Source organism: Microbacterium sp. SORGH_AS_0862 (assembly GCF_030818795.1).
Lineage (GTDB): Bacteria > Actinomycetota > Actinomycetes > Actinomycetales > Microbacteriaceae > Microbacterium.
Window position 1 is genome coordinate 1,556,237 of the sequence record NZ_JAUTAY010000001.1, and the last position, 25,899, is coordinate 1,582,135.

At 68.7% G+C, this 25,899-nt stretch carries 26 protein-coding genes and 1 pseudogene; 11 read left to right on the top strand and 16 right to left on the bottom strand.

Annotated elements, in window-relative coordinates; translation table 11 throughout:
- Nucleotides 1–2: 2 nt before the first annotated feature.
- From QE377_RS07420 to QE377_RS07430, 3 genes are read left to right on the top strand one after another with little or no spacing between them, the layout of a single operon-like run.
- A complete protein-coding gene (locus QE377_RS07420) occupies nucleotides 3–1,340 on the top strand; it encodes an aspartate aminotransferase family protein (protein ID WP_307321299.1) in 1,338 nt (445 codons plus the stop codon).
- Nucleotides 1,337–2,320 carry a phosphotriesterase gene (locus QE377_RS07425; protein ID WP_307321302.1) on the top strand — a complete coding sequence of 328 codons (984 nt, stop codon included), beginning with the start codon at nucleotides 1,337–1,339 and terminating at the stop codon, nucleotides 2,318–2,320. Before QE377_RS07420 ends, QE377_RS07425 begins: the two co-directional genes overlap by 4 nt.
- A gap of 25 nt (nucleotides 2,321–2,345) precedes the next feature.
- Nucleotides 2,346–3,116 carry a TetR/AcrR family transcriptional regulator C-terminal domain-containing protein gene (locus tag QE377_RS07430; protein ID WP_307321304.1) on the top strand — a complete coding sequence of 257 codons (771 nt, stop codon included), beginning with the start codon at nucleotides 2,346–2,348 and terminating at the stop codon, nucleotides 3,114–3,116.
- Between the two features lie 15 nt (nucleotides 3,117–3,131).
- Here the strand turns inward: QE377_RS07430 and QE377_RS07435 are convergent, their stop codons facing one another.
- From QE377_RS07435 to dnaB, 3 genes are all read right to left on the bottom strand, one after another.
- Entirely contained in the window at nucleotides 3,132–3,839 is a 708-nt protein-coding gene (locus QE377_RS07435; protein ID WP_307321308.1) for a TetR/AcrR family transcriptional regulator, read from the bottom strand.
- Between the two features lie 340 nt (nucleotides 3,840–4,179).
- Nucleotides 4,180–4,347 (bottom strand): hypothetical protein, encoded by a 168-nt coding sequence (locus tag QE377_RS07440; RefSeq protein WP_307321311.1) that lies wholly within the window; start codon nucleotides 4,345–4,347, stop codon nucleotides 4,180–4,182.
- A 114-nt stretch (nucleotides 4,348–4,461) separates the two neighbouring features.
- Entirely contained in the window at nucleotides 4,462–5,826 is a 1,365-nt protein-coding gene (dnaB, locus tag QE377_RS07445) for a replicative DNA helicase (protein ID WP_137418539.1), read from the bottom strand.
- 551 nt (nucleotides 5,827–6,377) lie between these two features.
- On the opposite strand from dnaB, the gene QE377_RS07450 reads away from it, so the two are divergent.
- Both QE377_RS07450 and QE377_RS07455 read left to right on the top strand, forming a co-directional pair.
- Complete coding sequence (locus QE377_RS07450; RefSeq protein ID WP_307321315.1) at nucleotides 6,378–7,409, top strand: hypothetical protein; 1,032 nt, start codon at nucleotides 6,378–6,380, stop codon at nucleotides 7,407–7,409.
- 97 nt (nucleotides 7,410–7,506) lie between these two features.
- Nucleotides 7,507–9,243, top strand: coding sequence for a hypothetical protein (locus tag QE377_RS07455; RefSeq protein ID WP_307321318.1), 1,737 nt, complete (start codon nucleotides 7,507–7,509; stop codon nucleotides 9,241–9,243).
- Between the two features lie 64 nt (nucleotides 9,244–9,307).
- On the opposite strand, the gene rplI is transcribed toward QE377_RS07455, so the two are convergent.
- From rplI to rpsF, 4 genes are read right to left on the bottom strand one after another with little or no spacing between them, the layout of a single operon-like run.
- The gene (rplI, locus tag QE377_RS07460) at nucleotides 9,308–9,760 is read right to left on the bottom strand and encodes a 50S ribosomal protein L9 (protein ID WP_137418537.1); all 453 of its coding nucleotides are present in this window, start codon (nucleotides 9,758–9,760) and stop codon (nucleotides 9,308–9,310) included.
- Between the two features lie 11 nt (nucleotides 9,761–9,771).
- Entirely contained in the window at nucleotides 9,772–10,026 is a 255-nt protein-coding gene (rpsR, locus tag QE377_RS07465; RefSeq protein ID WP_137418536.1) for a 30S ribosomal protein S18, read from the bottom strand.
- A 27-nt stretch (nucleotides 10,027–10,053) separates the two neighbouring features.
- Nucleotides 10,054–10,572, bottom strand: a complete 519-nt coding sequence (locus QE377_RS07470; protein ID WP_234074055.1) for a single-stranded DNA-binding protein — start codon at nucleotides 10,570–10,572, stop codon at nucleotides 10,054–10,056.
- 5 nt (nucleotides 10,573–10,577) lie between these two features.
- Nucleotides 10,578–10,934 carry a 30S ribosomal protein S6 gene (gene rpsF, locus QE377_RS07475; protein ID WP_137419238.1) on the bottom strand — a complete coding sequence of 119 codons (357 nt, stop codon included), beginning with the start codon at nucleotides 10,932–10,934 and terminating at the stop codon, nucleotides 10,578–10,580.
- A gap of 189 nt (nucleotides 10,935–11,123) precedes the next feature.
- Between rpsF and QE377_RS07480 the strand changes: the two genes are divergently transcribed.
- The gene (locus tag QE377_RS07480) at nucleotides 11,124–12,113 is read left to right on the top strand and encodes a hypothetical protein (RefSeq protein WP_307321322.1); all 990 of its coding nucleotides are present in this window, start codon (nucleotides 11,124–11,126) and stop codon (nucleotides 12,111–12,113) included.
- On the top strand, nucleotides 12,110–13,171 hold the full coding sequence (locus tag QE377_RS07485; RefSeq protein WP_307321324.1) for a hypothetical protein: 1,062 nt from the start codon (nucleotides 12,110–12,112) through the stop codon (nucleotides 13,169–13,171). The genes QE377_RS07480 and QE377_RS07485 overlap by 4 nt, the downstream gene beginning before the upstream one ends.
- Nucleotides 13,172–13,189: 18 nt before the next feature.
- Here the strand turns inward: QE377_RS07485 and QE377_RS07490 are convergent, their stop codons facing one another.
- The 6 genes from QE377_RS07490 to QE377_RS07515 form a co-directional block, all read right to left on the bottom strand.
- Nucleotides 13,190–13,936 carry an amino acid ABC transporter ATP-binding protein gene (locus QE377_RS07490; protein ID WP_307321326.1) on the bottom strand — a complete coding sequence of 249 codons (747 nt, stop codon included), beginning with the start codon at nucleotides 13,934–13,936 and terminating at the stop codon, nucleotides 13,190–13,192.
- Nucleotides 13,933–14,793 carry an amino acid ABC transporter permease gene (locus tag QE377_RS07495; protein WP_307321328.1) on the bottom strand — a complete coding sequence of 287 codons (861 nt, stop codon included), beginning with the start codon at nucleotides 14,791–14,793 and terminating at the stop codon, nucleotides 13,933–13,935. Before QE377_RS07495 ends, QE377_RS07490 begins: the two co-directional genes overlap by 4 nt.
- Nucleotides 14,794–14,795: 2 nt before the next feature.
- Nucleotides 14,796–15,650 carry an ABC transporter substrate-binding protein gene (locus QE377_RS07500; protein ID WP_307321330.1) on the bottom strand — a complete coding sequence of 285 codons (855 nt, stop codon included), beginning with the start codon at nucleotides 15,648–15,650 and terminating at the stop codon, nucleotides 14,796–14,798.
- A gap of 68 nt (nucleotides 15,651–15,718) precedes the next feature.
- Nucleotides 15,719–16,156, bottom strand: a complete 438-nt coding sequence (locus tag QE377_RS07505) for a cupin domain-containing protein (RefSeq protein WP_307321333.1) — start codon at nucleotides 16,154–16,156, stop codon at nucleotides 15,719–15,721.
- Complete coding sequence (locus QE377_RS07510) at nucleotides 16,153–17,454, bottom strand: amidohydrolase family protein (RefSeq protein ID WP_307321336.1); 1,302 nt, start codon at nucleotides 17,452–17,454, stop codon at nucleotides 16,153–16,155. Before QE377_RS07510 ends, QE377_RS07505 begins: the two co-directional genes overlap by 4 nt.
- A complete protein-coding gene (locus QE377_RS07515) occupies nucleotides 17,451–18,875 on the bottom strand; it encodes an adenosylhomocysteinase (protein WP_307321338.1) in 1,425 nt (474 codons plus the stop codon). The genes QE377_RS07510 and QE377_RS07515 overlap by 4 nt, the downstream gene beginning before the upstream one ends.
- Before the next feature lie 150 nt (nucleotides 18,876–19,025).
- Between QE377_RS07515 and QE377_RS07520 the strand changes: the two genes are divergently transcribed.
- Both QE377_RS07520 and QE377_RS07525 read left to right on the top strand, forming a co-directional pair.
- A complete protein-coding gene (locus tag QE377_RS07520) occupies nucleotides 19,026–19,490 on the top strand; it encodes a hypothetical protein (protein ID WP_307321340.1) in 465 nt (154 codons plus the stop codon).
- 205 nt (nucleotides 19,491–19,695) lie between these two features.
- The gene (locus QE377_RS07525) at nucleotides 19,696–20,319 is read left to right on the top strand and encodes a hypothetical protein (RefSeq protein ID WP_137418528.1); all 624 of its coding nucleotides are present in this window, start codon (nucleotides 19,696–19,698) and stop codon (nucleotides 20,317–20,319) included.
- Here QE377_RS07525 and QE377_RS07530 read toward each other — a convergent pair whose 3' ends face one another.
- The 3 genes from QE377_RS07530 to QE377_RS07540 form a co-directional block, all read right to left on the bottom strand.
- On the bottom strand, nucleotides 20,320–20,724 hold the full coding sequence (locus QE377_RS07530) for a DUF779 domain-containing protein (RefSeq protein ID WP_307321343.1): 405 nt from the start codon (nucleotides 20,722–20,724) through the stop codon (nucleotides 20,320–20,322).
- Between the two features lie 130 nt (nucleotides 20,725–20,854).
- Entirely contained in the window at nucleotides 20,855–22,402 is a 1,548-nt protein-coding gene (locus tag QE377_RS07535) for an aldehyde dehydrogenase family protein (protein ID WP_307321345.1), read from the bottom strand.
- Nucleotides 22,403–22,504: 102 nt separating this feature from the next.
- Nucleotides 22,505–23,830: a transcriptional regulator gene (locus tag QE377_RS07540; RefSeq protein WP_307321347.1), complete on the bottom strand. Its 1,326-nt coding sequence runs from the start codon at nucleotides 23,828–23,830 to the stop codon at nucleotides 22,505–22,507.
- Nucleotides 23,831–23,979: 149 nt separating this feature from the next.
- Between QE377_RS07540 and QE377_RS07545 the strand changes: the two are divergent.
- Nucleotides 23,980–24,291 (top strand): annotated as a pseudogene (locus tag QE377_RS07545) (PadR family transcriptional regulator); the annotation flags it as partial.
- Between the two features lie 1,142 nt (nucleotides 24,292–25,433).
- Nucleotides 25,434–25,586: a hypothetical protein gene (locus QE377_RS07550; RefSeq protein ID WP_307321349.1), complete on the top strand. Its 153-nt coding sequence runs from the start codon at nucleotides 25,434–25,436 to the stop codon at nucleotides 25,584–25,586.
- The last annotated feature ends 313 nt before the right edge of the window (nucleotides 25,587–25,899 follow it).

Sequence of the window (25,899 nt, forward strand, 5' to 3'; positions counted from 1 at the left end):
CTATGAGCTCCACACTGATCCACAACGCCCTCAACGCCCAGCTGCCCACCATCGATCACGGTGATGGTGTCTGGCTGTGGGACGCCGACGGTACCCGATACCTGGACGGCTGCTCGGGCGCGGTCGTCACCGCCATCGGCCACGCCCACCCCGCCGTTCTCTCGGCGATCGCTGAGCAGTCGGGCCGTGTCACGTTCACGCATCGCGGGGCCTTCACGAGCGCCCCGCTCGTCGAGCTCGCTGACCACCTCGCCGAGCTCACCGGGTACGCAGGAATCTGGTTCGTCAACTCCGGCTCGGAGGCCGTCGAAGCCGCCATGCAATTCGCGTTGCAGTACTTCCAGGAGATCAACGCCGCCGAGCGGACCGTCTTTCTCTCCGCCCGGCGCGGCTACCACGGCAACACCCTCGGCGCGCTCTCCGCCTCCGGGCACGCCCGCCGCAAGGCCATCGCGGGCATCGCCCTCGACATCCCAGCCCTGCCTACCCCCTACGCATTCGCGGACCAGGGCGATCTGAGCGAAGACGAGTACTGCGCACAGCTCCTTACCGAGGCCCGTGCCGTGTTCGAGCGCTATGCCACCCAACTCGCAGGGATCATCATCGAGCCTGTTGGTGGCGCCACTCTCGCCGCCACCACTCCCCCGCGCGGGTACCTGCGGGGGTTGCGTGCGCTGTGCGACGAGTTCGACGCACTCTTCATCGCCGATGAAGTAATGTCGGGCCTCGGTAGGACGGGCGAGATCCTGGCCTCCTTCCAGGACGACATCCGGGCTGACCTGGTGGCGGTGGGCAAGGCACTCGGTGCGGGGTACACGCCCATCGCGGCAACACTCGTGGACGCGCGCATCCTCCACACCATCGAGACCGGCAGCGGCCGTGTGCTGGGAGGTCACACCTACGGCGGCAATCCTCTCTCGGCAGCTGTGGCCGGCGCCGTCCTCGACGTCTTCCGTTCGGAGCAGCTCGTCACCCGTGCGCAAGCCATGGGAGCCACCCTCGCCGAGGGACTGCGCGATCTCGCCGACAAGCACCCCCTCATCGCTGACACGCGCGGACGCGGGATGCTCCGTGGAGTCGAGTTCGTCGACAGAGCCGCCACGACCGCGCGGCCTCAAGGGGAGCTCGCGGCGCGCATCTTCAAAGCCGCCGTCGCGGAAGGCCTTCTCCTGTATCCGACCACCGGCGGCTACATCGAAGCAGTCCTTGTCGCCCCACCGCTGACCATCACCCCTCAGGAAATGAGCGATCTGATCAGCAGGTTCAACCGCGTCCTCACGCGGGTCGAAGCTGACCTGGCCTTCGAAGTGGGCCACGTTCTCGCCGAGTCGGCACGATGAGCACGGTCCCTACCGCAACCGGGGAGGAGGTCAACGTCGCTGACCTCGGCGTCACCCTGCCGCACGAGCACCTGTTCATCAACTTGATGCGCGAGCGCCGCGGCGACGGTCTCGTCACGGACGAGACGTTGCTTGTTGAGGAACTGTCGGTCTTTGCGAACCAGGGCGGCGGAACCATCTGGGATCTGACGACCGCAGAACTCACACCCGGCTCGACTCTCGCCGCGGACCCAGTGTTTACAGCGACCTTTCCTGGGCAGACCCGCGCGGCTGACAACGTCCTTGCTGTGGCTCGCGTCTCCCACGCGACCGGGGTCAAGGTAGTGCTCGGAACGGGGCACTACCGAGACCCCTTCATCGACCGAGCACTTTTCGACCGGCTCACTATCGACGATGTCGCCGATGACATCGTCCGCGACCTCACGGCGGGAATCCCAGGCACGGGCGCGCGTGCCGGCATCATCGGCGAGATCGGCGCCGATCAATGGTTCGTTTCCGCTACCGAAGAACGCTCTTTCCGTGCGGCGGCGCGAGCAAGCCGCCGCACGAACGCGCTGCTGTACACCCATGCCGCACGGTGGCCTGTCGGGCACGCTCAGCTCGACATCCTCTCCCACGAAGGAGTAGACCCCACCCGCGTCGTCGTTGGCCACGTCGACACCGTGGCCGACCCGGATTACGCCCTCAGCCTCATCAGGAGAGGAGTCACGGTCGGCTTCGACACCATCAACACCGCGGCGCCTTCGGCGGTGGACTTCCGCGTGACGCAGATTGTGAAGCTCATCCGCGCCGGCCATGTCGAACGCATCCTCCTCAGTCACGACGTGTGCTTGACCTCGCACCTCCGCGCCTCAGGTGGGAACGGCTTCGGCTTCATCCTCGACGGCTTCCGCGCGGCGCTCAGCACAGCTGGAGTCACGGATGAAGAATTCGACACAATGACGGTCATCAACCCCGCTCGCCTGCTCACGGGGTTGTGATGACTGGCATCGTTATCATCAAGGCATGAGTGAGGAGACCACCGGGAAGGCGTCAACGTCGCGAGCTCTGACCACCCCGGATGAGATCGTCACGACGGCGCTTGACATCATCGACCGGTCGGGAATCGATGCTCTCACCATGCGTCGTCTCGGATCCGAGCTGGGGGTATTCCCGGCGTCGCTCTACTGGCACGTCGGCAACCGGTCCCAGCTCCTCGGTCTGGTCTGCGAGAAAGTGCTGTCGCGTATTGAGCTGCCACCTGCAGACCTCCCCTGGCGAGATTGGCTATTCGCCTTCGGCCTACGGACTCGGCAGGTGATCGGAAGCCACCCACGATTCGCCGCATACTTCGTCAGCAACATCCAGACCAGCCAGTCCTCCCTGGACATCGCCGAACACACGATCGCGGCGCTGCGGCGTGCAGGCTTCGCAGGGCACGACCTCGTGCGCGCATACAACGCAGTCACCGGAGCCGTCTTCGGATGGATCACAGGTGAGTTCGCCGCGAATCCTGAAGAGACCGGCGGAAGCGCCCGCTCCGCGATCGAAGGGCTCACGGCCGACACTGACCGCTATCCCAACATCCGGGATCTCTGGCCGCTGGCGGCAAACCGGGCATACATGTTGCGGTGGGAATCGGGGGCCGGCTCGCCCCTTGGGTCCAGCTTCGAGACAATGCTCAACGCTCTCCTCAACGGTCTAGCCCGCTCACGTGAGATCGAAGAGATCGCCGCTCGGGAAGAAGCGCCCGCAACCAGCGCCGCCGCCGCGACAACACCGGGCCAACCCGAGTGAGAACAATGCGTCGCTTCAGCTCAAACGAACACGTAGCCCCGCAAATACTGTTTCAAGCATCACTGTAAACGAGGAATCGAGTGGGTTTGCCTGCCCCGAGGTCCATCGCAACATGAACGCCTGGTCCTCGGCGACCGGCATCACTCGTGCGAGCGTGGGAAAAAGGGTGCTGTCCACAGCTCTCAGGTCAGCCGCGAGAGTTGCCTGCCAATCGTCATCACCCTGTGGAGGGGCTGAGAGTTCCATTGCCACCCAGCCGAGGACGACGCCGAAGAACACGTTGTAGACCTCAACCAGCTCGGTCGAGGAGAAACCAGCGCGATCAAGGACTCGGAAGATGCGTTCCGCCAAGGGCAGGCCGCGGTCGGTAACGAGCATCTGACCTGTCACGATCCCTGCCAAATGTGGATGCTCATGCATCGCACTGCGCATCTTCCGTGCCAGATCGGCGAGCCAGAGATCCCATTGTGTTCCCTGGTCGTCTGCCAGCTCTAGGTCGTCGAAGACCAACGCCGACACTTCCCCGACGAGCTGCTCCTTTGTCCGAAAATGCCAGTACAACGCGCTCGGCCGCACCCCCACAGCGGTAGCGAGAGAGCGCATCGTCATCCCCGACAAACCATCCCGATCAACGATCCCCAGCGCGACCCTGAGCACCTCCTGGCGGTTCAACTCAGTACCGCCCACCGGGCGGCCGCGACGCGATCGAGGGTTGTCCTTCACCGCACCAGTCTTCCTCACAAGCTCACCGGCTCCGAATCCGCCATACATCGGTCCCGAAGAATCCGTACGCGTCAAGCCAGCACGAGCTGTACACGGCGACGGCAACGCGTACTAAATCGATGTTGAGCTTACGTACCGCGCCTAGCCGCCCAAGGGAGGGTCCGAGAGCACCGAGAAACGAAGAGTTGCCGTCGTCGGTCCAGTAAAAGGCCTCCTTTGCCCCCACCGTCGGGTCGCAGCGCCACGGAGTTGTCCTGACGACGACGATCAGGCGATGCCCGGTCGCGCGTCGATGGACTTCGCTTTCGACGAGGTTGAGCACGGTGGTCTTGCCGCTGCCTTAGTTTCCCGAGAGCCCCAGTGCCACCGGGTCAAGCTGCTGACCGAGTAGTGCATCGGTGATGGTCTGTGCGATGGCATCGAACGACAGCAGATCGACAACCGCGGGGTCGTCTGGAATGTGACGTGCGGCAGGAGCGTTGACGTCAAGCATCTCGCGGCTTGTCACTTTCTCTTCCTCGCATCTTCGCGACCTCCCGAGGGGTAAATGTCCAATTGGACACTTCGGGACATTTGTACTCGGAATCGGACGTGATCAGCCGGAATCTGCAAGAACGCCCCGCTACATCCCCGCGGCCATGTCGGTGAAGCGGGAGAAATGACCCTGGAAGGCGATCTCGATCGTCGCGGTCGGGCCGTTACGGTGCTTCGCGATGATGAGGTCGGCCTCGCCGGGGCGCACGTCCTTGTCGTACACCGAGTCGCGGTGCAGCAGCATGACCATGTCGGCGTCCTGCTCGATCGAGCCGGACTCACGCAGGTCGCTCACCTGCGGGCGCTTGTCCTGGCGCTGCTCGGACCCACGGTTGAGCTGCGAGAGCGCGATGACGGGAACCTGCAGCTCCTTCGCGAGCAGCTTGAGCGCACGCGAGAACTCGCTGACCTCTTGCTGGCGGGACTCGACCTTCTTGCCGCTGGTCATCAGCTGCAGATAGTCGATGATCACCATCTTGAGTCCGACGCGCTGCTTCAGGCGGCGGCACTTCGCGCGGATCTCGACGAGCGTCATGTTGGGGCTGTCGTCGATGTACAGAGGCGCGTCGTTGATGCGGCCGCGGGTGGCGGCGACGGTGGTCCAGTCGCGCTGGTCGAGGGTTCCCTTGCGCATGTTCTGCAGCGGGATGGCACCCTCGGCGCTCATCAGACGCATCGCGATCTCGCTGCGGCCCATTTCGAGCGAGAAGAAGATCGCGGGCATGTTGTGCTTGATCGCGGCCGCACGGGCGAAGTCGAGCGCGAGGGTCGACTTACCCATGGCGGGGCGGGCGGCGACGACGATCATCTGACCGCCGTGCAGGCCGTTGGTCAGCTCGTCGAGCTGGGCGAAGCCCGTGGGCACACCGGTCATCGAACCATCGCGACCGCGGGCGGCCTCGATCTCCTCGACGGCCGCATCCACCGCCGTCGTCAGAGGAACGTAGTCCTCGGTGGTCTCGGTTCCGGTGACCGAGTAGATCTCGGCCTGAGCCGAGTTCACGATCTCAGTCGCCTCACCCTGACCGGCGTAGCCCATCTGCACGATGCGCGTGCCCGCCTCGACGAGGCGGCGCAGCAACGCCCGCTCGGAGACGATCGAGGCGTAGTAGCCGGCGTTCGCCGCCGTCGGAACGATCGAGGTGAGCGTGTGGAGGTAGTCGGCGCCGCCCGCGCGCTGCAGGTCGCCGGTCTTGATGAGCTCGTCGGTGACGGCGATGACGTCGGTCGGCTCGCCGTGCGAGTAGAGCGTGAGGATGGCCTCGAAGATCAGCTCGTGCTTCGGAACATAGAAGTCCGCGCCGCGCAGGCTCTCGATGACGTCGGCCACCGCATCCTTCGAGAGGAGCATGCCGCCCAGGGTGCTCTGCTCGGCGAGCACGTCATGCGGGGGCGTTCGTTCGTACTCGCGTCGGGGCTCGAGGCGGTCCGCTGGGATGTCGGCGATGGACACGAGTGCCCACACTCCCCTCTGGCGCCGGAAGGCGTCGCTGTTCGAACGTGATCGACCCGCGTTCCGCGCACCCGCGCACACAGAAACGGGACGATGCGTAAGCACATCACCCGCCTCCGACATCGCGTCTCCCCTGACGCACGCGGGCCCTTTTCTCGGGCCGGCTCTGAAGCCTCCCCCACGCTAAAGTCGGCCCATTCTCCATGCAAACGGCCCTGTGGATAACCCTGTGGGGAAATTGCGCGAAACGCCGCGCACCCTGTGGACGGATACTGTGGATAAGTGGATAACAGCCTCCCGTACACACCACTTTTCAGGCTCTTGATCTGGGATTTCGCGTTACCCACACCTGCGGAATGTCATGTGGTTGAAGTCCTGCTTTAAGGTTGCGAATCGACCTGAGTTGTGCACAGGTCCGGTCTTGGGATGAGGAGTTCGGCACGCTGGCGCCTGCCACGTTTCCCCCCATTGCGCAAGCCCCCTCACGTCAGACCCGCCTACCAGTAAATTGCCGGGCACAACTGGCCTGACGATGACGCACAGGGGGTGACGTGGACGAGTCAGTGAACGGATCACCGCGACGCGTGGGCCGGATTCTCCTGCTCGCCGCCGGCGTCGGCCTGCTCTGGGCGGGCGTCTCCGTACTGACCTCCACCTCCTCCGCGCACGCGGACGACGACGATCGCGGCGGCCTGATCGGGCTCGTGGGCGGCGTCACAGGCGCGGCGTCAGACCTCGTCGGCGCGACCACGGGCGCGGTCGGCGACATCCTTCCGCCCGTCGCCCCCGTGACGGATGCGGCCTCGCAGACGGTCTCGACCGTGACGACCGCCGTGTCGGACACCGTCGCCTACGTGCCCGAGGTCGTCCCGGAGCTTCAGCCCGTCGTCGAGCCCGTCGTCACGGAGATCGTGCAACCCGTCGTCACAGAGATCGTGCAGCCGGTCGTCACCGACGTCGTGCAGCCGGTCGTCGACGGGGTGGGTGGGATCGTGGAGCCGGTTCCCGTCGTCTCCGACGTCGTCGGCGCGATCGACCTTCCGAGCGTGGTGGGCGTCGTTTCCGACGTGGTCGGCGCTGTTCCCGGTGTGGTCGGTTCGGTGGACGACACGGTCGGCACCGTCATCGGCACGCCCGGTCAGCCGACGAACGGGGGAGTCGTCCCGTCCGTTCCCATTCCGGGCACGGATCAGGTGTCCGAGCCCGGCGCGAGTCCTCACCCGACGCAGGAAGCGGCCACCGCAGCCCTCGTGGCCGCGCTGACAGCAACGGTGGACGCGCGCCATGCGAGCGTCGCGGGAGCCGGCGGAGCCGCGTTCGCCACGCCGAGTGCGGCCGCGCCCGCCCGCAGCCTGGATCTCTTCGGCGCACCGCCGTTGCCTGGACACTCCGCTCCGTGGGAGGGCTCTGCGCCCTCCGGCTCGTCTTCCTCGGGCTCCTCGTCCGGCCCGCTGAGCTTCGCCCTCGGATGGGTGAACGGCTCCGCGTGGCCTGGTTCTGCAGGCTCGGCCGTCGCTCCCCGCGATGGCGACGATGATCTTCCCTCCTCCCCGGTCTTCGACACCGACGTCGCCCCCGACTGACCGATTCGGGTCGCGTCTCGCACGCGACACATCCCTGCACGCTCGCGTGCATCCGCGCTTCCGCGCGGTCCGAATCGATCAATCAGGAGACAGAATCATGCGTACATTCGCAAAGCGAGTGCTCCTCGGAGCACTCATCGGCGGCGGCATCGCCATCGCCGGAGCAACGGTCGCGAACGCGGCCGAGACAGACGGGCAGGACGGCCTGCTCTCGGGCGCCCAGGGCCTGATCAACGTGGCGGTCCCCGTCACGGTCAGCGGCAACGCCATCTCCCTGCTGGGAGACTCCGCGTCGCAGGATGCGGCGACCGAGGTGGCCGCGCCCACGGCCAGCACGGGCTCGAACGAGACATCAGGCACCGATGGGGTCGCCAGCGGCACCCAGGCGCTGGTCGATGTGACGATCCCCGTCACCGTCAGCGGCACGAGCATCTCGCTCACCGGCGACAGCACGTCGTCCGGCGCCGAGACGGCTCCCGCCGCGCCGACATCGGATGCGGGTTCGCCCGCCACCACCGACGGAACCGACAGCGTCGCCGGCGGTACCCAGGTGGTCGCACCCGTCACCGCCCCGGCCACCGTCAGCGGGAACGCCATCTCGCTGCTCGGTGACAGCGACACCACGGACGCCACCACCGCCACGGGAACCACCGGATCCGGCAGCGCGGACGGCGCGATGACCGGCGGCTCCGACGGTGCCGTCAGCGGCACCCAGGTCGTCGCGCCCGTCACCGCTCCGGTGACGGTGGGCGGCAACGCGATCTCGCTGCTCGGCGACAGCGCGACGAGCGACGCCGTCACGGCACCCGCATCCACCGGCTCGGGCAGCGCGGGCGGCGCGATGACGGACGGCACCGACGGCATCCTCGGCGGCACGCAGGCGGTCGCCCCGATCGCGGCTCCCGTGACCGTGGGCGGCAACGCCATCTCCCTCATCGGAGACAGCACCACCACCGACGCCGCCACGGCGTCCGGCACCACCGGCACCGGCAGCACCAACGGCGCGATGACCGGCGGCTCCGACGGTGCCGTCAGCGGCACCCAGGTCGTCGCACCCGTCACCGCACCGGTCACGGTCGGCGGCAACGCCATCTCCCTCACCGGAGACAGCACCACGACCGACGCCGCCACGGCGTCCGGCACCACCGGCACCGGCAGCGCGGGCGGCGCGATGACGGACGGCACCGACGGCATCCTCGGCGGCACGCAGGTGCTCGCACCGATCACCGCTCCCGTGACCGTGGGCGGCAACGCCATCTCGCTGACGGGCGACAGCACCTCCACCGACGCTGAGACGGCCGCTCCGACCGGCAACGGCACGGTCCCGGCGCTCACCTCGGGTGAGGACGGGATCCTCGGCGGGACGCAGCTGGGTCTTCCCATCACGGCGCCGATCACGCTGGGCGGCAACGCCATCTCGGTGACCGGCGACGCGACCACCGAGAACCCGGGTACCACCCCGGGAACCCCTGGTGAGCCCGGTACCCCTGGTGAGCCCGGAACGCCCGGTGAGCCGGGTACCCCCGGCGAGCCCGGCACGCCCGGTGAGCCCGGTACCCCCGGCGAGCCCGGCACGCCCGGTGAGCCCGGCACTCCCGGAACGCCTGGTACCCCCGGAACGCCTGGTACCCCCGGCACCCCGGGAACGCCCGGTGCGAACGGGAGCCCCGCTGCCGTGACCGGCGTCGTGAGCGCAGACGCACGGGCTGCTGACGGATCGCTCGCGATGACCGGCGGAGCGGATGTGGCGGGCCTCGCGCTCGGCGCCTTCCTCCTGGCAGGGTTCGGCGCGCTCATCGCGCTGATCGCCCGCCGCCGTCACGCTCAGATCTGAGGGTGGAAACGGCGGATGGCGGGGAGTCTCATCGACTCCCCGCCATCCGGCATGCCCGAAGGCGTTACTTCGCGGCGACCACCTGGAGGGAGATCACGGCGGTCACGTCGTCGCGAAGACGAACCGTGGCCTCGTGCACACCCACCGACTTGATCGGCGACGTGAACTGCACCTTGCGCTTGTCGATCTCGCCGATGCCGGCGGTCTTGACGGCGTTGGCGACGTCCTCGGTCTTGACCGAGCCGAAGAGACGACCCTCAGCGCCCGCCTTGACGGTGAGCTTGACCTTGTCGGCCTCGAGAGCGTTCTTCAGTGCGACGGCGTCCTCGTGGTCGTGGATCGCGCGAGCCTCGCGGGCGGCGCGGATCGACGCGACCTGCTTCTCGCCACCACGGGTCCACGCGACAGCGAAGCCCTGGGGGATGAGGTAGTTGCGGGCGTACCCGTTCTTGACCTCGACCACGTCACCGGCGCTACCGAGCCCGGTGACCTCGTTCGTGAGAATCAGCTTTGCCATGTCGGTACCCCTTACCGGCCTGCGCCAGCGTAGGGCAGGAGCGCCATTTCACGGGCGTTCTTGATCGCGCGGGCGATCAGACGCTGCTCCTGCACCGAGACACCGGTGATACGACGGGCGCGGATCTTTCCACGCTCCGAGATGAACTTGCGAAGCGTGGCGACGTCCTTGTAGTCAATGACGCCGACGCGGATCGCCTTCGCGGGAGCAGCGTTCTTCGCGCCCTTCCGCGGCTTGCGGCGGTCGCCGCTCGACTTTCCAGCCATGTTGTTTCCTTAAGAAGAAGTGTGTTGTCAGAACGGGGTGTCGTCGCCGTAGGCGCCGGGGGCGCCCCATGCGTCGGCACCGTTCGCCGTGTTGTTGCCGCCGGCAGGCGAGCCGGGGGTCGCCCACGGCTCGTCGGCGACCTGGGCACGCGACTGTCCGCCGCCACCACCACTGTTGCCACCGGCTGCGCGCGTCACCTGAGCGGTGGCGTAGCGCAGGCTCGGGCCGATCTCGTCGACCTCGAGCTCGATGGAGGTGCGGTTGTTGCCCTCACGGTCCTGGTAGGAGCGCTGCTTCAGGCGGCCGGTCGCGATGACACGGCTTCCCTTCGTCAGCGAACCCGCAACGTGCTCGGCGAACTCACGCCACACCGATGCACGAAGGAACAGCGCTTCGCCGTCCTTCCATTCACCCGACGCGCGATCGAAGTTGCGCGGCGTGGAGGCGATCGTGAAGTTCGCGACGGGGAGCCCGTTCTGCGTGTAACGCAGTTCGGGATCGGCCGTGAGGTTACCCACGACGGTGATGACGGTTTCGCCGGCCATGAGCCTTAGGCCTTCGCTGCCTTCGCGGGAGCGGCGGCCTTGCGGGCTGCCTTCTCCTCGGAGCGCTTGGCTTCGGCGGCGACCTGAGCGATCGCCTCTTCGGCACGGAGGACCTTGGTGCGAAGGATCGACTCGTTCAGCTTCAGCTGACGGTCGAGCTCCTGCGTGGCCTCGCTGGTGGCGACGAAGTTGACGACGGCGTAGATGCCCTCGGACTTCTTCTGGATCTCGTACGCGAGACGACGACGGCCCCAGACATCGACCTTGTCCACCGAACCGCCATCGTTGGTGATGACCTTCAGGAACTTGTCGAGGTTGGGGGCAACCTGACGCTCGTCGATCTCGGGGTCGAAGATGACCATGAGCTCGTACTGGTGCGAGTGCGTCACTAACCCACCTCCTTCGGACTAGAACGGCTACCGGGCACTTCCCGGCAGCAGGAGGGTGTAATGCACGTGTCGGGACACAGACGTGTCCAGACAACCTCAGAAGTCTAGCGGATGCGGCCCGCCGCCGCATCCAGGCCTGATCGCGGCCGGTAGCGTGGCCGCATGGAGTGGACCCCGGACGTCTCTGTCGGCGATTGGCTGCGCGAGCGGACGGACGATCCCTGGCAGGGGACCGTGCACGATGTCGTTCCCCGCGGCTTCGCGGCCTATGCCCGTGTGTTCCATCCGACGACCCGGTCGCGGCCGGTCGGGATGGCGTGGCCGCCTCTTCCGCAGGACGAGCACCGCCGCGCGTGGGACGCCTTCGCCGACGCGCAGCCCGAGATCGACACCGAGGCCGCCCGATGGCGGGACGCGGCCGCATCCTTCGGCACCGAGCTTCACGCCACGGCACAGTGGGGCGCGCTGGTCGGCCGCGCGCCGGTGGACGGCCCTGTCTACGGCGCACGCTCGCGCTCCGACGACGGGTGGGAGTACGACGCCCCGCGCGAGGGCGAGTTGGATGCGGCGACTCTCGCCGCAATCGGTCAGCACCTCGCCGCCCGCGGCACTGCCGTCGGCTACGCCGCCGTGTGGGAGGGCTGGGGCGGACTGGTCGGCCATCTCGGGATCGCGCCGACGCGGGCGTTCCTCTCCTCCTCGTCCGACGAGCCGGACCTCGAGCGCCACCAGGAGATGCTCGCCCACGCGATGCACGACCCCTTCAACCGCCCGTATGCGAAGGAGAGCTGGCAGTCCGGCATCCTTGACGACGCCGTCTCGCGGGGACCGCGGCTGTCGCTGCCCGGCCGCGACTACGTGCTGTTCTGGGGACCGCTGGACGTCTTCGCCGATCCGATGTGGCCGCACGAGGTCCCGTGGCGCGACCAAGAGATGGAGCGCGCCGGATTCGCCCAGTTCGCCGCATCCCCGTCGCTCGTGTGGCCCTCGGACCGATCCTGGGTGCTGGCGACCGAGGTGGACTTCGACTCCACCATCGTCGGCGGCGACGCGGAGCTGATCGAAGCCCTGTGCGCAGACCCCGCGCTCGAGGCCCTCCCGCTGCCCGCGGGTTCGTCGCTGCAATGGGACGCGGACGCGGTGAACCGATGACGCTCGACACGACGCCGCTCACCGCTCCGGTCGACCCGGCCGAGCTGAAGGAGTTCACCCGCAGGAATCCCACCAGGACGGGACCCGACGACGGGGCCCTCGGCAACGCGATGCTGCTGCTCGGGGTGGGCGGGACCGCCTTCGCGCTCTTCGCGGTCTTCGTCGGTCTCGTGGGCGAATCCCTCGAGGTCACGCTTCTTTGGGGAGTGCTGCCGTTGCTCGGCGCCCTGCTGCTCGCTGCCGGCGGATGGAGGTTGTCGGGCGAGGCTGTCGAACGGCATCACGTTTTCAAGTACCGGACCGACATGTTCGCGCGGGCCAACGGGCTCGCCAACGAGTGGAAGGAGATCGACCGCGATCTGCCGGGTGTCATCTTCCACCGCGGCAAGTTCCGCGCAGCTTTCCCCGTCCTGCGCCGCGAAAGCGGCCGCTTCGTCGAGTTCGCGAACTACCGCTACTCGAACCAACGGGGTGCGAAGTACCACTGGGGCTACGTGGCGATCAAGCTCGATACCGCGTTGCCGAACATCGTGCTCGACGCTCTGGGCAACAACGGCCTGTGGGGACAGTCCAACCTGCCCGTCACGCTCGGCCCTGGACAGCGCCTGAGCCTCGAGGGCGAGTTCGACCAGTACTTCGCGCTGTACTGCCCCGAAGGTTACGAACGCGACGCGCTCTACCTCTTCACGCCGGACATCATGGCGCGGCTCATCGACAACGCCGCCCAGCTGGATGTCGAGATCGTCGACGACTGGTTGTTCCTGTACGCGAAGCGTCCTCTGGTCACCACGGACCCCGCGACCTGGACGTGGCTCATGACCACCGTCGATGCCGTCACTCAGAAGCTCGACCGATGGACGCGTTGGCGCGATGACAAGCTGCCGGAGACCGCATCCGACGAGCCGCTGCCTCCGCTGATCACCCCACCGCCCGCCGTCGCCGCCGGCGGTCGGCGTCTGCGCCAGAAGCGGGAGCTGCTCAAGGGCCTGCTCATCCTGGCGGCTTTCGTCGGCGCCTACGTGCTGGCGCTCGTCTTCCTGTTCTCCCTCCCCCGCTAAACCCAGCGCTGCACGGGCTCAGGCGAGGGCGCCGCCGCGACGTTCGCGCTCGAGGAACCGGATCGTCTCGGGATGCTGCGGCGCGTCGAAGACCTGCGCGGGTGTCCCCTGCTCGATGATCGTGCCGCCCTGCATGAACACGATGCGGTCGGCCACCTCCCGCGCGAACGACATCTCGTGCGTCGCCATCAGGATGGTGGAGCCGCGGGTCTTGAGCTCGCGCACCAGATCGAGCACCTCGCCCACGAGCTGCGGGTCGAGCGCGCTGGTGATCTCGTCCAGCAGGAGGAGCTCGGGATCCGTCATGATCGCGCGCACGATGGCGACGCGCTGCTGCTGCCCGCCCGAGAGGCGGTCGGGGAACTCACGAGCCTTCGCCCCGAGGCCCAGCGTCTCGAGCAGCTCCATGCCGCGGGCACGCGCCTGCTCGCGCGGCACGCCGTGTACGCGCCGCGCCGCCAGGGTGACGTTGTCGATCACGCGCAGATGCGGGAAGAGATTGAAGTGCTGGAACACGACGCCGATGCGGGCGCGCACCGCATCCTGATCGACCGTGGGATCGGTGATGTCGTCGCCGCTGAGCAGGATGCGGCCGTCGTCGACCTGCTCGATGAGGTTGATCGTGCGCAGCAGCGTCGACTTGCCGGAGCCCGAGGCTCCGATCAGCACCACGACCTCGTGCTGGGCGAGAGTCAGGTCGATGCCGCGCAGCACCTGGTGGTCGCCGAAGTCCTTGCGCACGCCGATGACGTCGAGAACGCTCACACGACACCCCCGGTCTGCTCGCGGCGGGCGAGACGTGCCGAGACCCAGTCGGTGAGACGGATCATCGGCAGGCTCATGGCCACGAAGAGAAGCCCCGCCACGATGTACGGGGTGAAGTTGTAGGTCGCGGCCACCTGGATCTGGGCGGCGCGCACGGCGTCGACGGCACCGAGGACGGAGATGAGTCCCACATCCTTCTGCATCGACACGAAGTCGTTCATGAGAGCGGGCACGACCTTGCGCACGCCCTGCGGGATGACGACGATGCGCAGGGTCTGCGCGTGGCTGAGTCCGAGCGACCGGGCGGCGATCCGCTGCGAGGGATGCACCGCCTCCATGCCCGCGCGCAGCACCTCGGCGACGTACGCCGAGTAGGTGAGCACGATCGCGATCGTGCCCCAGAGCACCACCGGCACGCGGCCGAAGATGCCGAGCGCGGGGATGCCGAACCCGACGAGGTACAGCACGATCAGCAGCGGCATCCCGCGGAAGAGGTCGGTGTAGACGGTGGCGAGGGCACGGAGCGGGAAGAACACCGGGCCGCGCAGCGAGCGCATCACGGCGAGCAGCGTGCCGATCACAGCGACGGCGAGGGCAGCCACCAGCAGCACCTGGATGTTGACCCACAGCCCGGCGAGCACCGAGGGGAAGGCGGCGAGCGCGATGTCGACGTCGAAGAAGCTCCGGCGCACGTCCTCCCAGCCGGGGCTGGAGACGATCGCGTAGCCGATGACGGCGACGAAGACGACGGTGCTGGCGAGGGCGATCAGCACCGATCTCGTGGACTGCCGGCGCCGCGTGGCGCGCCGGGCGAGCTCGAGCTCGCTCGGCTGCCACGCGGCGTCGGTCGTGGTCATGTTCAGCCGAGGACCGGAACGTCGACGGCTTCGCTGAGCCAGGTCTTCTGCAGCTCGTCGAGCGTGCCGTCCGCGCGGAGCTCGTCGAGCGCCTTCGACACGGGGTCGGTCAGCTCCGAGCCCTTGGGCAGCACGTAGGCGAGCTGGTCGCCGCCGGTCGTGTCGGCGAACTGACCGAGGATCTTGCCGCCGTCGAGCTCGGCGTTCGCGAGGTAAAAAGCGGTGGGCAGGTCGATCACGAACGCGTCGATCTGGCCGGACTGGAAGGCGAGCACGACGTCGTCGTTGTTGTTGAAGACGCTGAGTTTGTCGGTGCCGAGCTCCTCGGCGGCGACGGTGTAACTGGTCGTGCCGCTCATAACGCCGACCGTGTAGCCCTTGAGCTGGTCGATCGTCGTCGCGTTCGCCGCGGCCGAGCTGTCGGAGGTGACGACGGCCTGCGAGGTCGTGTAGTACGGCGACGAGAAGTCGACGGCCTGCTTGCGCTCGTCGGTCACCGAGAACTGCTGGATGTTGAGGTCCCAGTCCTTGGGCCCCGGCGCGATGGCGCTGTCGAACGTGGAACGCACCCACACGACGTCGTCGGCCGAGAAGCCGAGCTTCTCCGCCAGCGCGTATGAGACGGCCGACTCGAAACCCTTCTGGTTGGAGGGGTCGTTGTCGACGATCCAGGGGTCGTACGCCGGCTCGCCGGTGGCGATGGTCAGCTTGCCCGCGGTGAGGGTCGGAAGCGACCCGTCCTCGGATGCGGCGGGGGCGGACTCCCCCGCGAAGGCACAGGCGGTCAGGGCGAGCGCTGCGACGGCGCCGAGGGCGGCACCGGCGGTCAGGCGCCGGAGGCGGGAGGTCGTGATCACGGGGACTCCAAGCAGGAAGAGGGGGTGTCGGGTCGGGCGTCGGCGGGTTGCTGTGGCCGACGCCGCGCTCAGCCTAGATCACGCGCGAGTCGCCAGTCCTCGAAGCTGAAACCTGGCGAAACGACACAGCTGACGAGCGCTTCGACCTCGCCGCCCAGCCGGGCGGACTGCCACACGCCTGCCGGCACCGTCACCTGCGCGAGGTGTCCGGCGGCGAGGTCCGGCCCGAGGGTCACGGTGCGTTCGGCGACCGGCTCGTCGCCCTCGCCCCCGAAGCTCAGCTCGAGGGTTCCCGGTCCGTGCCAAAGCCAGATCTCGTCGCTCGTGACGACGTGCCACGCGCTGTGCTCGCCGGGTGTGAGTAGGTAGTGGATGCAGGTGGCCGCCGGCCGAGGGCCCGTCGGCGTCTCCACCCCTGCGGTCGCGGTCCACATCCGGCGGAACCAACCGCCCTCGGGATGCGGAGCGAGATCGAGGGTGACGGCGGTGGCGGGACGGGTGCTCATGCGCTGACTCCGGTGTGCTCGGTGAAGGAGGGTGTCGTGTGTCGGAACCCGCCGCTGATCACGGTGGCCGCCGCGTGGCCCGCGCCGTCGGTGGCGAGGTGCTCGATCGTGTCGTCGATCGTCGTGACGGGGATGTCGAGGAAGGCGAGGTCGGCGAGGGCTCCGACCGCGAGGTAGCCGGTGCGATCGGGGCCCGTGTCGATGCCCATCGCGTGCGCGCCGCCGAGGGTCGCGGCCCGCAGCAGCTGAGCCGCGAGAGCTCGGTCGGAGTAGCCCTGCGCCCTGGCGATGCGGTGCAGCGCCGCCACATCCGCGAGCAGGTCCAGCGACGGACTCGAGGAGAGGGAGTCCGTGCCGACGGCGATGCCGTTGCCCTCGGCGAGGTAGGCGGCGACGGGCGGTTCGTCGAGGCCGATGACGGCGTTGGAGCGGGGGCAGAGCGCCACGGAGGTGCCGCGGGCGCGCAGCAGGGCGCGATCGCGTGCGGTCATGTAGACGCCGTGCGCGATGTGGCAGTCGGGTCCGAGCACGCCGAGCTGATCGACGAACTCGGTCGCCCCCGTGCCGAAACCGTCGCCGCGCAGCTCGCGGAAGCTGCCGGCGCGACGCTCCTGCCACGGCGTCGGATGCGGGCCGCCCGACTCGCGCTCGAACGCGGCCTCACCGAGGTGCAGATGGATGCGGCCGCCGCGCTCGCGCACGATGTCGGGGATCTCCAGCAGCGGCTCGACGTCCAGCGAGTACGGCGCGTGGGGCGAGAGCCCGGTGCCGGGTGGGGACGGCAGCGCGTCCAGCGCCGCCTCGACCTGCGCTCTGCCGGTCGCCGCCCAGTCGGCGTTGGTCCAGCTCATCACCTCCCAGTAGGTGATGCCGTGAAGGCCCGCGTCGTGCAGCACACCGGCTGCGGGTGCATCGGTGACGATGTCGGCGACAGCGGTGGTGCCCGCCTCGATCACCGCGCGTGCTCCGGCGTCCGCATCCGCCTTCCAGTCGTGTCCGCGCTCGTACACCGGGTCGAACGCTGCCGCCCAGTCCTCGAAGCCGCGGTAGCTGCCGCGACCGACCTCGGCCATGCCCGTGTACTGCAGGTGCGAGTGGGCGTTGACGAGCCCCGGCAGGAGGACCCCCGGCCAGTGCACCTCGGTGAACGAGGCGCCGCGGGCTGTGAGCTCGCGGCGCACCCAGTCGCGATCGCCGACGTGGCGGATGCGGCCGCCGCTGACGGCGATCGCTCCCTGCGGGATCGGCGGTGCGGTGATGGGCAGCACCAGATCGGCCGAGTACAGCACCACGCTCATCCGCGGGTCTCCTCGTAGCGGGCCGAGCGCCAGTCGCCGTCCGAACCGGCGGTCGCGGAACGCTCGTCGATCCGCACGCCGCGGGCGGCGAGCGCCGCACGGCCGACACGGTCGTCGATCTCGGACGGGAGCGCGTGCACGCCGACACCCGGGCGGGTGCGCAGCAGGTGGTCGAGGGCGGCGAGCTGCACCGCGAACGACAGGTCCATGATCTCGATCGGGTTGCCCTCGGCGGCGGTGATGTTCACCGCTCCGCCGGCACCGAGCAGGAGAGTTGCGGATGTGGCGGCCGCCGCCGTCACCTCTCCCGGCACGCCGCCTGCGACGGCGATCGCCACGGCGCGCTCGGCGAGGGCCGCGTCGATCGTGCCGGCGACGCCGGTGGCCGAGACGACGAGCGCGCCGTCCGCCAATGCGGATGCGGGGCCGACCGCATAGCCGTCGTGGCGCGCGGTGAGAGCCCGCACCGGGTCGACCTCGGCCACGGAGACGGCCGCACCCAGGGCGCGCAGGTATGCCGCGACGCCTTCGCCGACGGGGCCGTAGCCGATGACGAGCGCGGGTTGGTCGCGGACGGTCAGCCCGTGCTGATCGAGGAGGTCCGCGATCGCCAGAACGCAGGAGAAGCCGGTGCCATAGCGGTTGTCGAACCGAGTCTTGGCGGCGGCGTCGTTGACGGCCATGACCGGGGTGCGCAGCAGCCCCGCCGCATCCATCCGCCGCAGCGGCGTGAGACCCGAAGTGGTCTCCTCGTTCGCACCGATCCAGGATGCGGCGATCGCGGGGTCGATCTCGTGGGCCAGGCGGATGAGGTGCGAGCCGTCGTCGATGAGAATGTCGAAGCCCCGGCGCAGGAAACTCTCGGCCGCCGCGCGCTCCTCGAGACCCGACAGGTCGGCGCCGCCGTCGACGGGGATCCCCCGCTGCGCGAGCGCCGCGGCGACGGCCGCATCCGTCTCGTCGGGGTGACCGTAGACCGCGACGTCGGCGCCGCGAGAGCGCAGCAGGAGCGCCAGCTGGGCGGTCTTCGGCTCGAGCACCATGCACACGCCGATGCGCAGACCCCGCACGTCGATGTCCTCGGCGAGGGTCGCCGAGACCGGCATGTGAGAGGCGGCGAAGGCGATGCGTGCCGCGGCGTCGGGCCGCTCGGGCAGCGGCGCGCCGCCGAGGAGGACAGGCACATCCGTGGGATCCGCGCCGGCGGGAAGAGCCGTGAAGTCGAAGCGCAGCATCCCCGCATCCGAGGCCGCCCCGGTCGTGAGGACCGCACCCAGATCGTGCAGCAGAGCCGTGAGTCGCTCGGCGACGACGCGGTGGGCGGGCGCGGTGTCGACCCGCACTGTGCGCGAGGCGATCATGAGATTCGTGCGGCGGGCGAAGCGACGCACGATCGCCTCCGCGATGCGCGTCGTATCCACCGGCATAGCCTACGTCGATCCTTAGTACAGAATGAGATCCCTCTCACGGGGGGACGACGGGCCGCGGCGGCCCTCTAGCGTGAAGAGCGGGGGCGTCTTCCGTGACGGGGGCGGACCCATGTCCGCACACGCAGCACACGGAGGATTCTCATGCGCAAACTCGCACCCCTCGCCCTTTCGGCCATCGCCCTGTTCGCCCTCGCCGGTTGCGCAGGCGGCGGAGACAACGGCGGCGGCGACGCGGCCGCCTCGTCGCAGTCCGTCCAGGAGGCGTGCTCCATCGCCCAGGACAAGCTCAGCGACGCCCAGAGCAAGCTGACCGACTCGATGTCGGCGGCCGCCTCGGGCGACAGCGAGGCCACGACCGACCTGTTCGAGACGGTGCAGAAGGGACTCGACGACGCCCTCGCCGAGGTCACGAACCCCGACGTGAAGAAGCCGCTGCAGGCCGTCTCCGACGAGTACAAGACGATCGGCGAGTCGATGTCGGCTCTCGCCGCCGCGGGCTCCGACCCCTCCAAGCTCGAGGAACTCACCAAGATCAACGACGACGTGCAGGCCTCGAGCGAGCGCCTCAAGACGGCGTCCGACGAGCTCACGAAGCTCTGCGCCTGAGTCCCACGACTCACACGGACGAAGGGATGCGGCCCGCAGGGGTCGCATCCCTTCGTCGTTCTCGTCGGTGACCGTTCGTGCGGCGGAACCGACAGATTCTGCGGGCGTCGACGTCGGAGGCTCCTACGCCTGATGGACTCGCTGCGGCTTCGTCGCGCGGGACCGGGATGCAGGTGCCCGGCGGAGCCCTCGGAAGGAGCCACGGATGTTCGCAGGAATCCGACGGGGATGGACCCGTTTCGCCGACGCCCGCCCCACGTGGGCGCAGCTGATCGTGTTCTCGCTGCTCAACGTCGGGATGACGGTGCTCCAGCTCGTACTGATGCCGGTGTTCAAGGCCGTCTTCGCCCTCACGCCGCTCGTGGACACCGGCTTCCAGGCCCTGCCCATCGGCTCGGACTACTTCATCTTCGACTACGCGGCCGGCGCTCTTCCGGCGGGCGGGGGCGGGCTCGCCTACTTCCTCGCCGTGCAGCTCACTCTCGCCATCGCGCAGGTCGTGAACTTCTTCGCGCAGCGCAACATCACCTTCAAGTCCAACAGCAACCCGTGGTGGGCGGCGCTCTGGTACACGCTCGCCTACGTCGTGATCACGTTCGGTGCGGCAGCGCTGCAGGGCTTCTACAAGGCGCCCGTGTACGACCTGTTCATCACGGTCTGGGCGATGGGCGCCACCGGCGAGACCCTGGCCGACGTCGTCACGATGCTCATCAACGCCCTCATCTCGTGCGCCGTGTTCTTCCCGATCTTCAAGATCATCTTCCGCCGCGACCCCGACCCGGAGGTCGTCGTCGCGCCCGCTCCCGCGCGCGAGCGCGTCGGCGTCTGATCAGCCCGCCGCGAGGCCGAACGCCTCGAGCTCCGCGGGCTCCAGCATCCGGGACCGGATAAGAAACCGCATCCCCGTCGGCGCCTCCACGCTGAACCCCGCGCCGCGCCCCGGTACGGCGTCGATCGTCAGGTGCGTGTACTTCCAGTATTCGAACTGCGATTCGGACATGAAGACCTCGATGGGCGCGAGATCGGCGACGCGCAGCGCGCCGAGTCGCACGTCGCTCGGTCCGGTGAGGAACATGCCGACGGGGTAGCACATGGGTGCGGAGCCGTCGCAGCATCCGCCCGACTGGTGGAACATGAGCGGGCCGTGCTGCGCGGTGAGCTCCACGAGCAGGGATGCGGCCGCATCCGTCACCGCGACCCGTTCCGCCGTCCGCTCGATCGGTTCCTCGTCCATCCCTTTTTCCTTCCTCCCGTGTCCCACTTGCCGCATCCCGTGTCCCACTTGCCGCATCCCGTGTCCCACTTGCCGCAGGTTTCACCCCTGATTCCTGCGGAAAGTGGGACACGGATGCGGCGGGCGTGACTCAGAAGAAGCCCATCGGCCCGTCGGCGTAGGAGACGAGCAGGTTCTTCGTCTGCTGGTAGTGATCGAGCATCTTCAGGTGGTTCTCGCGTCCGATGCCCGACTGCTTGTATCCGCCGAAGGCCGCGTGCGCCGGGTACTGGTGGTACGTGTTCGTCCACACCCGCCCCGCTTCGATGCCGCGCCCGGCGCGGTACATCGTGTCGGCCGATCGGCTCCACACCCCGGCGCCCAGACCGTAGAGGGTGTCGTTCGCGGTGTGGATGGCGTCGTCGAAGCCCTCGAAGCTCGTGACCGAGACGACCGGACCGAAGATCTCCTCCTGGAAGATGCGCATGCTGTTCTGACCCTCGAACACCGTGGGTGCCACGTAGTAGCCCTCGGACAGGTCGCCTCCGAGGTCGACGCGCTCCCCTCCCGCGAGCAGCTTCGCGCCCTCCGCCTTGCCGATCTCGATGTAGGACAGGATCTTCTCGAGCTGGTCGTTCGAAGCCTGCGCGCCGATCATGGTCGCGGGATCCAGCGGGTTTCCCTGCACGATCTTGCCGACCCGCTCCAGGCCGTCCCCGAGGAACCGGTCGTAGATCGAGCGCTGGATGAGGGCACGACTCGGACAGGTGCAGACCTCGCCCTGGTTCAGCGCGAAGAACGTGAAGCCCTCCAGCGCCTTGTCGTAGTAGGCGTCGCGCTCGCGGGCCACATCCTCGAAGAAGATGTTCGCGCTCTTGCCGCCGAGCTCCAGCGTCACCGGGATGAGGTTCTGCGAGGCGTACTGCATGATGAGCCGGCCGGTCGTGGTCTCGCCCGTGAAGGCGACCTTGCGGATGCGCTTGTGCTGCGCGAGCGGCGCCCCCGCCTCGATGCCGAAGCCGTTGACGATGTTCACGACGCCGGCCGGCAGCAGGTCACCGATGAGATCGAAGAGGAAGAGGATGGATGCTGGTGTCTGCTCGGCGGGCTTGAGCACGACGCAGTTGCCGGCGGCGAGGGCGGGCGCGAGCTTCCACGTGGCCATGAGGATCGGGAAGTTCCACGGGATGATCTGGCCGACCACGCCCAGCGGCTCGTGGAAGTGGTAGGCGACGGTGTCCTCGTCGATCTGGCTGAGCGAGCCCTCCTGCGCCCGCAGGACCCCCGCGAAGTAGCGGAAGTGGTCGACCGCGAGCGGGATGTCGGCGGCGAGCGTCTCGCGCACCGGCTTGCCGTTCTCCCACGTCTCTGCGACGGCGATCTTCTCGAGGTTCGCCTCGATGCGGCCGGCGATCTTGTTGAGGATGTTCGCACGATCGGCGGGCGTCGTCTTCTTCCAGCTCTCGAACGCCTGCCACGCCACATCCACGGCGCGGTCGATGTCCTCACTCGTACCCCGACCGACCTCGCAGAACGGCTTGCCCGTGACCGGGGTGATGTTCTCGAAGTACTGGCCCTTGATCGGCTCGACGAACTCGCCGCCGATGTAGTGGCCGTAGCGGCTGCGGTACTCGGCGACCGATCCGCGGGACCCGGGGGCGGCGTAGACGCTCGAGACGCCGTCTTCAACGATGGTCATGTCATCTCCTTCGACGATCAGGACGGAGGCGGCATCGGCGCCGCGCTCGTTGCCCGACACCGTAAGCACCCCCGGGTTGCATCGGGTTGCGCGTCGAGACGACTAGGCGCCGAGCTGCTCCAAGCGCGCGACGATCGGCCCGCGACGCGGCGAACGCGGAGCGAGCATCCCGAGGCAGAGGCGCAGCGCATCCGCATCCTCGCGTCCCTCATCCGTGTCGACATAGGCCAGCAGCACATCGAGCCCCGCCCCGGCGAGGAGGGATTCGCGCAGCGCCGCCTGCACGCTCTGCCGCAGCTCCTCCACCCCCGGCGCGCGGGAGTCCGGGAGGACGGGACCGCGATACGCGGTGAGGGCCACGCGGTGCGCGCCGCGATCGAGCAGCGACACGACATGGTCGGCGTCGGTCTGGAGAGGGCTCGTCAGCCGATAGGGACGGGATGCGGGGATCAGCGCGGGGGCGACGGCGTCGAGTACCCGGCGCAGTCGCACCATCTCCGGGCGCAGGGTCTCCACTGGCGCGGCTTCGCCGTACACGAGGGCGGCCAGTCGCTCCGCCGAGAGCCCCTGCTGGTGCACCGCCAGCATGAGCAGGATCTCCGCGTGCCGTGCGCTCAGCTCGGTCACAGTGGTGCCCCGGTCGTCGACGACGTCGAGCACGGCGAGGTCGCGCCCGAGCACGCGGAGGGTGGCGTGCTCGGTGGCGCCGCGTGTACGACGCGGGGGCCGGCTCTTCACGGGCGGTTCGGCGCGCGCCCGCAGCCTGGCCACCAGCAGCTCCCCCTCGATCGCCCGCGCCGTCGCGTCGACGAGCAACTGCGCCTGCGGCGTGGTGACCTCGGCGCCCCCGGTCACATCGATGACCCCGAGCACGCGTCGGCTCTCCGGGTCGCGCACCGGCGCCGCCGTGCACGACCACGGTTGGACGAGCCGGTTGAAGTGCTCGGCTCCGCGGATCTGGACGGACGTGTCGAGGGCGAGGGCCGTGCCGGGCGCCGAGGTGCCGACGGCCTGCTCCGACCAGTTCGCCCCCGCGACGAAACCCATGTCGCCCGTGAGGTCGCGGATGCGGCGATCCCCCTCGACCCACAGCAGACGGCCCGCCGCATCCCCCACCGCGACGACGACGCCCGACTCGTCCTCATCGCCCGGCAACAGCAGCTGGCGGATCATGTCCATGACGCTCGCGAGGGGATGTGTGCGGCGGTAGGCGTCGAGTTCGTCCGAGATGAGATCCAGGGGCGGCACGGCCTCCACGCCGACGAGGCTTCGGGCCGAGCGCTGCCAGCTCTCGCGGACGAGACCGCGCACGGCGGTGACCCGCGGATCCTGCGCGTTGCCGCCGACGAACTCCTCGTGCGCGCGCTCGATCAGCAGGCGCGAGCTCTCGGCCGACGCCTCGCGACGCAGAGACCAGGGCGAGGGCACAACGACTCCGATCGACGGTGATCAGGTGGCTTCAGTGTAGGCACGCGGCACGCGGTGCGACAGGGTCGTTGTGCGACACACGGTACTGCACTGCTCGCACTACTGCGCACTGCGTGGTAGCTTGCTTCGCAGAGGAGAGAGGAGCGCGGATGGACACCACGCAGCTGTTGAAGGGGGTGTTGGACGCCGCCGTGCTGGCGGTCGTGCAGCACGAGGACGCCTACGGGTACGACATCGTGCGACGCCTGCGCGACGCCGGCCTCGGCGAGGTGGGCGACGCATCCGTCTACGGGACGCTTCGCCGGCTCTACAGCGCCGGGTCGCTCTCGAGCTATGTGGTGCCCTCGGACGGCGGTCCGCACCGCAAGTACTACGCGATCAACCCGCAGGGGCGCGCGGCACTCGACGCGCAGCGCGAGGACTGGGCCTCGTTCTCGCTCGCGCTGAGCACGCTGCTCGACGCCTCTCGTAAAACCCGCCGCGCTGCGCACGATCGGAGAAGGACGATGAACGCCACGACTCAGCCCCGAGCCGACATCCCGGCCTTCGCCGCCGCCGTCCGCGCGGAACTGAACGACCTGCCCGCCGACGAGGTCGACGACCTGCTCGACGGTCTGGAAGCCGACCTGTCCGAACAGGCCGAAGACAGCGGCGAGGCGTTCTCCCTCCCGGATGCGGCGACCTACGCCGCGGAGCTCCGCGCTGCCGCGGGACTTCCCGAGCGCAACGGTCGAGCCGTCAAGGTGCCGGTGCGCGAGCAGCTGGAGCGCGCCCGGCAGGCGGCAGCCACCCGCATCCGCTCATCCCGGTTCGGCTCCGCCACGCTCGATCTGCTCGTGTCGCTGCGCCCGGTCTGGTGGATCGCGCGCGGGGTGGCGTTCTACCTCATGCTGGTGTTCCTGACCATTCCGTTCATCGGCAGGGCGGACTACGTGCCCACGAACATCGTGGCGTGGGCGATCCTGGCGGCTCTGGTGCTCCTCAGCATCCAGTGGGGGCGCGGGAAGTGGCTGCCTCACCGCTGGGTGCGGGGCCTGCGGAGCGCGCTCAACGTGGCGGCGACGATCGTCGCGGCGATCGCGCTGATCGCGGCGCCCACGGTGCTGCCGCAATACTTCGCCTCGCAGTCGGCGTATGCGAACTACGTCCCGATGGACACGACTCAGCCCGGTCTCGTGCTGGACGGGGAGCGCGTGCGCAACGTGTTCGCCTACGACGCCGAGGGCAACCCGCTCGAGAACGTGCAGCTGTACACCGACCAGGGAACCCCGCTGACGACCGTCGGCACCGAGGGTGTCATGAACGGATGGTGGTGGGACGAGTACTTCCTGGGCGGCGGGGGTCCAGTCACGACGGCCTACGAGGGCACGGGGCGCTCCCCGCTGTGGAACGTGTTCCCGCTGCGCGAGGCGACGGGCGTGAGCGAGTGGGATGCGGACACCGCCATCGGGACCCTGCCCCGCGCACCGTTCGCACAGGTTCCGGCCGTGCCCGCGCAGCCGGACGCCGGCACGGAACCGACGCCGAGTCCGACGCTCGGGCCCAGTACGGGGACGGATACGGCGCCTCTTCCTGAGCCCGCACCCGAGGTGGAGGCGACGCCATGAGCATGATCGGTCAGGGTCGCCCGGATGCGTCCGCCAACGGTGACGCCCCCGCGGCTCCGCCGCCCCCACCCGCCGGACCGGCGCGGATCGTGAGCATCGACATCAGCCACCTGGTGCGCGAGGCCCTCGACTCCGACCCTCGCGACTGAGGAGCCTTCGTCCCGAGGTACCCCTGTTGAGGAACCTCCGCGCCGAGGGGCCCCTTGAGGAACCTCCGTCCGGTGGGACCCCTTGAGGAACCTCCGCGCCGAGGGGCCCCGGTTGAGGAACCTCCCCCTGAGGGTGCTCCTCCCCCTGACGCCCTCACTTCGTGGACCCACACCCCCTGTTCCCCTGTCACAGATCGACGTCCGGACGTCGATCTGTGACAGGGGAACGTTGGTGTGTGCGGGGTCATCGACATCCATGTCCCACTTTTCGCAGTTCCGGGCCCACTTTCTTGCGCCAAGTGGGACATGCACT

Coding starts and splice junctions, on each gene's coding strand:
- QE377_RS07420 (WP_307321299.1), top strand. CDS start 3: ATGAGCTCCACACTGATCCACAACGCCCTCAACGCCCAGCTGCCCACC.
- QE377_RS07425 (WP_307321302.1), top strand. CDS start 1,337: ATGAGCACGGTCCCTACCGCAACCGGGGAGGAGGTCAACGTCGCTGAC.
- QE377_RS07430 (WP_307321304.1), top strand. CDS start 2,346: ATGAGTGAGGAGACCACCGGGAAGGCGTCAACGTCGCGAGCTCTGACC.
- QE377_RS07455 (WP_307321318.1), top strand. CDS start 7,507: ATGCGTACATTCGCAAAGCGAGTGCTCCTCGGAGCACTCATCGGCGGC.
- rplI (WP_137418537.1), bottom strand. CDS start 9,760: ATGGCAAAGCTGATTCTCACGAACGAGGTCACCGGGCTCGGTAGCGCC.
- rpsR (WP_137418536.1), bottom strand. CDS start 10,026: ATGGCTGGAAAGTCGAGCGGCGACCGCCGCAAGCCGCGGAAGGGCGCG.
- QE377_RS07470 (WP_234074055.1), bottom strand. CDS start 10,572: ATGGCCGGCGAAACCGTCATCACCGTCGTGGGTAACCTCACGGCCGAT.
- rpsF (WP_137419238.1), bottom strand. CDS start 10,934: ATGGTCATCTTCGACCCCGAGATCGACGAGCGTCAGGTTGCCCCCAAC.
- QE377_RS07480 (WP_307321322.1), top strand. CDS start 11,124: ATGGAGTGGACCCCGGACGTCTCTGTCGGCGATTGGCTGCGCGAGCGG.
- QE377_RS07485 (WP_307321324.1), top strand. CDS start 12,110: ATGACGCTCGACACGACGCCGCTCACCGCTCCGGTCGACCCGGCCGAG.
- QE377_RS07495 (WP_307321328.1), bottom strand. CDS start 14,793: ATGACCACGACCGACGCCGCGTGGCAGCCGAGCGAGCTCGAGCTCGCC.
- QE377_RS07505 (WP_307321333.1), bottom strand. CDS start 16,156: ATGAGCACCCGTCCCGCCACCGCCGTCACCCTCGATCTCGCTCCGCAT.
- QE377_RS07510 (WP_307321336.1), bottom strand. CDS start 17,454: ATGAGCGTGGTGCTGTACTCGGCCGATCTGGTGCTGCCCATCACCGCA.
- QE377_RS07520 (WP_307321340.1), top strand. CDS start 19,026: ATGCGCAAACTCGCACCCCTCGCCCTTTCGGCCATCGCCCTGTTCGCC.
- QE377_RS07525 (WP_137418528.1), top strand. CDS start 19,696: ATGTTCGCAGGAATCCGACGGGGATGGACCCGTTTCGCCGACGCCCGC.
- QE377_RS07530 (WP_307321343.1), bottom strand. CDS start 20,724: ATGGACGAGGAACCGATCGAGCGGACGGCGGAACGGGTCGCGGTGACG.
- QE377_RS07535 (WP_307321345.1), bottom strand. CDS start 22,402: ATGACCATCGTTGAAGACGGCGTCTCGAGCGTCTACGCCGCCCCCGGG.
- QE377_RS07550 (WP_307321349.1), top strand. CDS start 25,434: ATGAGCATGATCGGTCAGGGTCGCCCGGATGCGTCCGCCAACGGTGAC.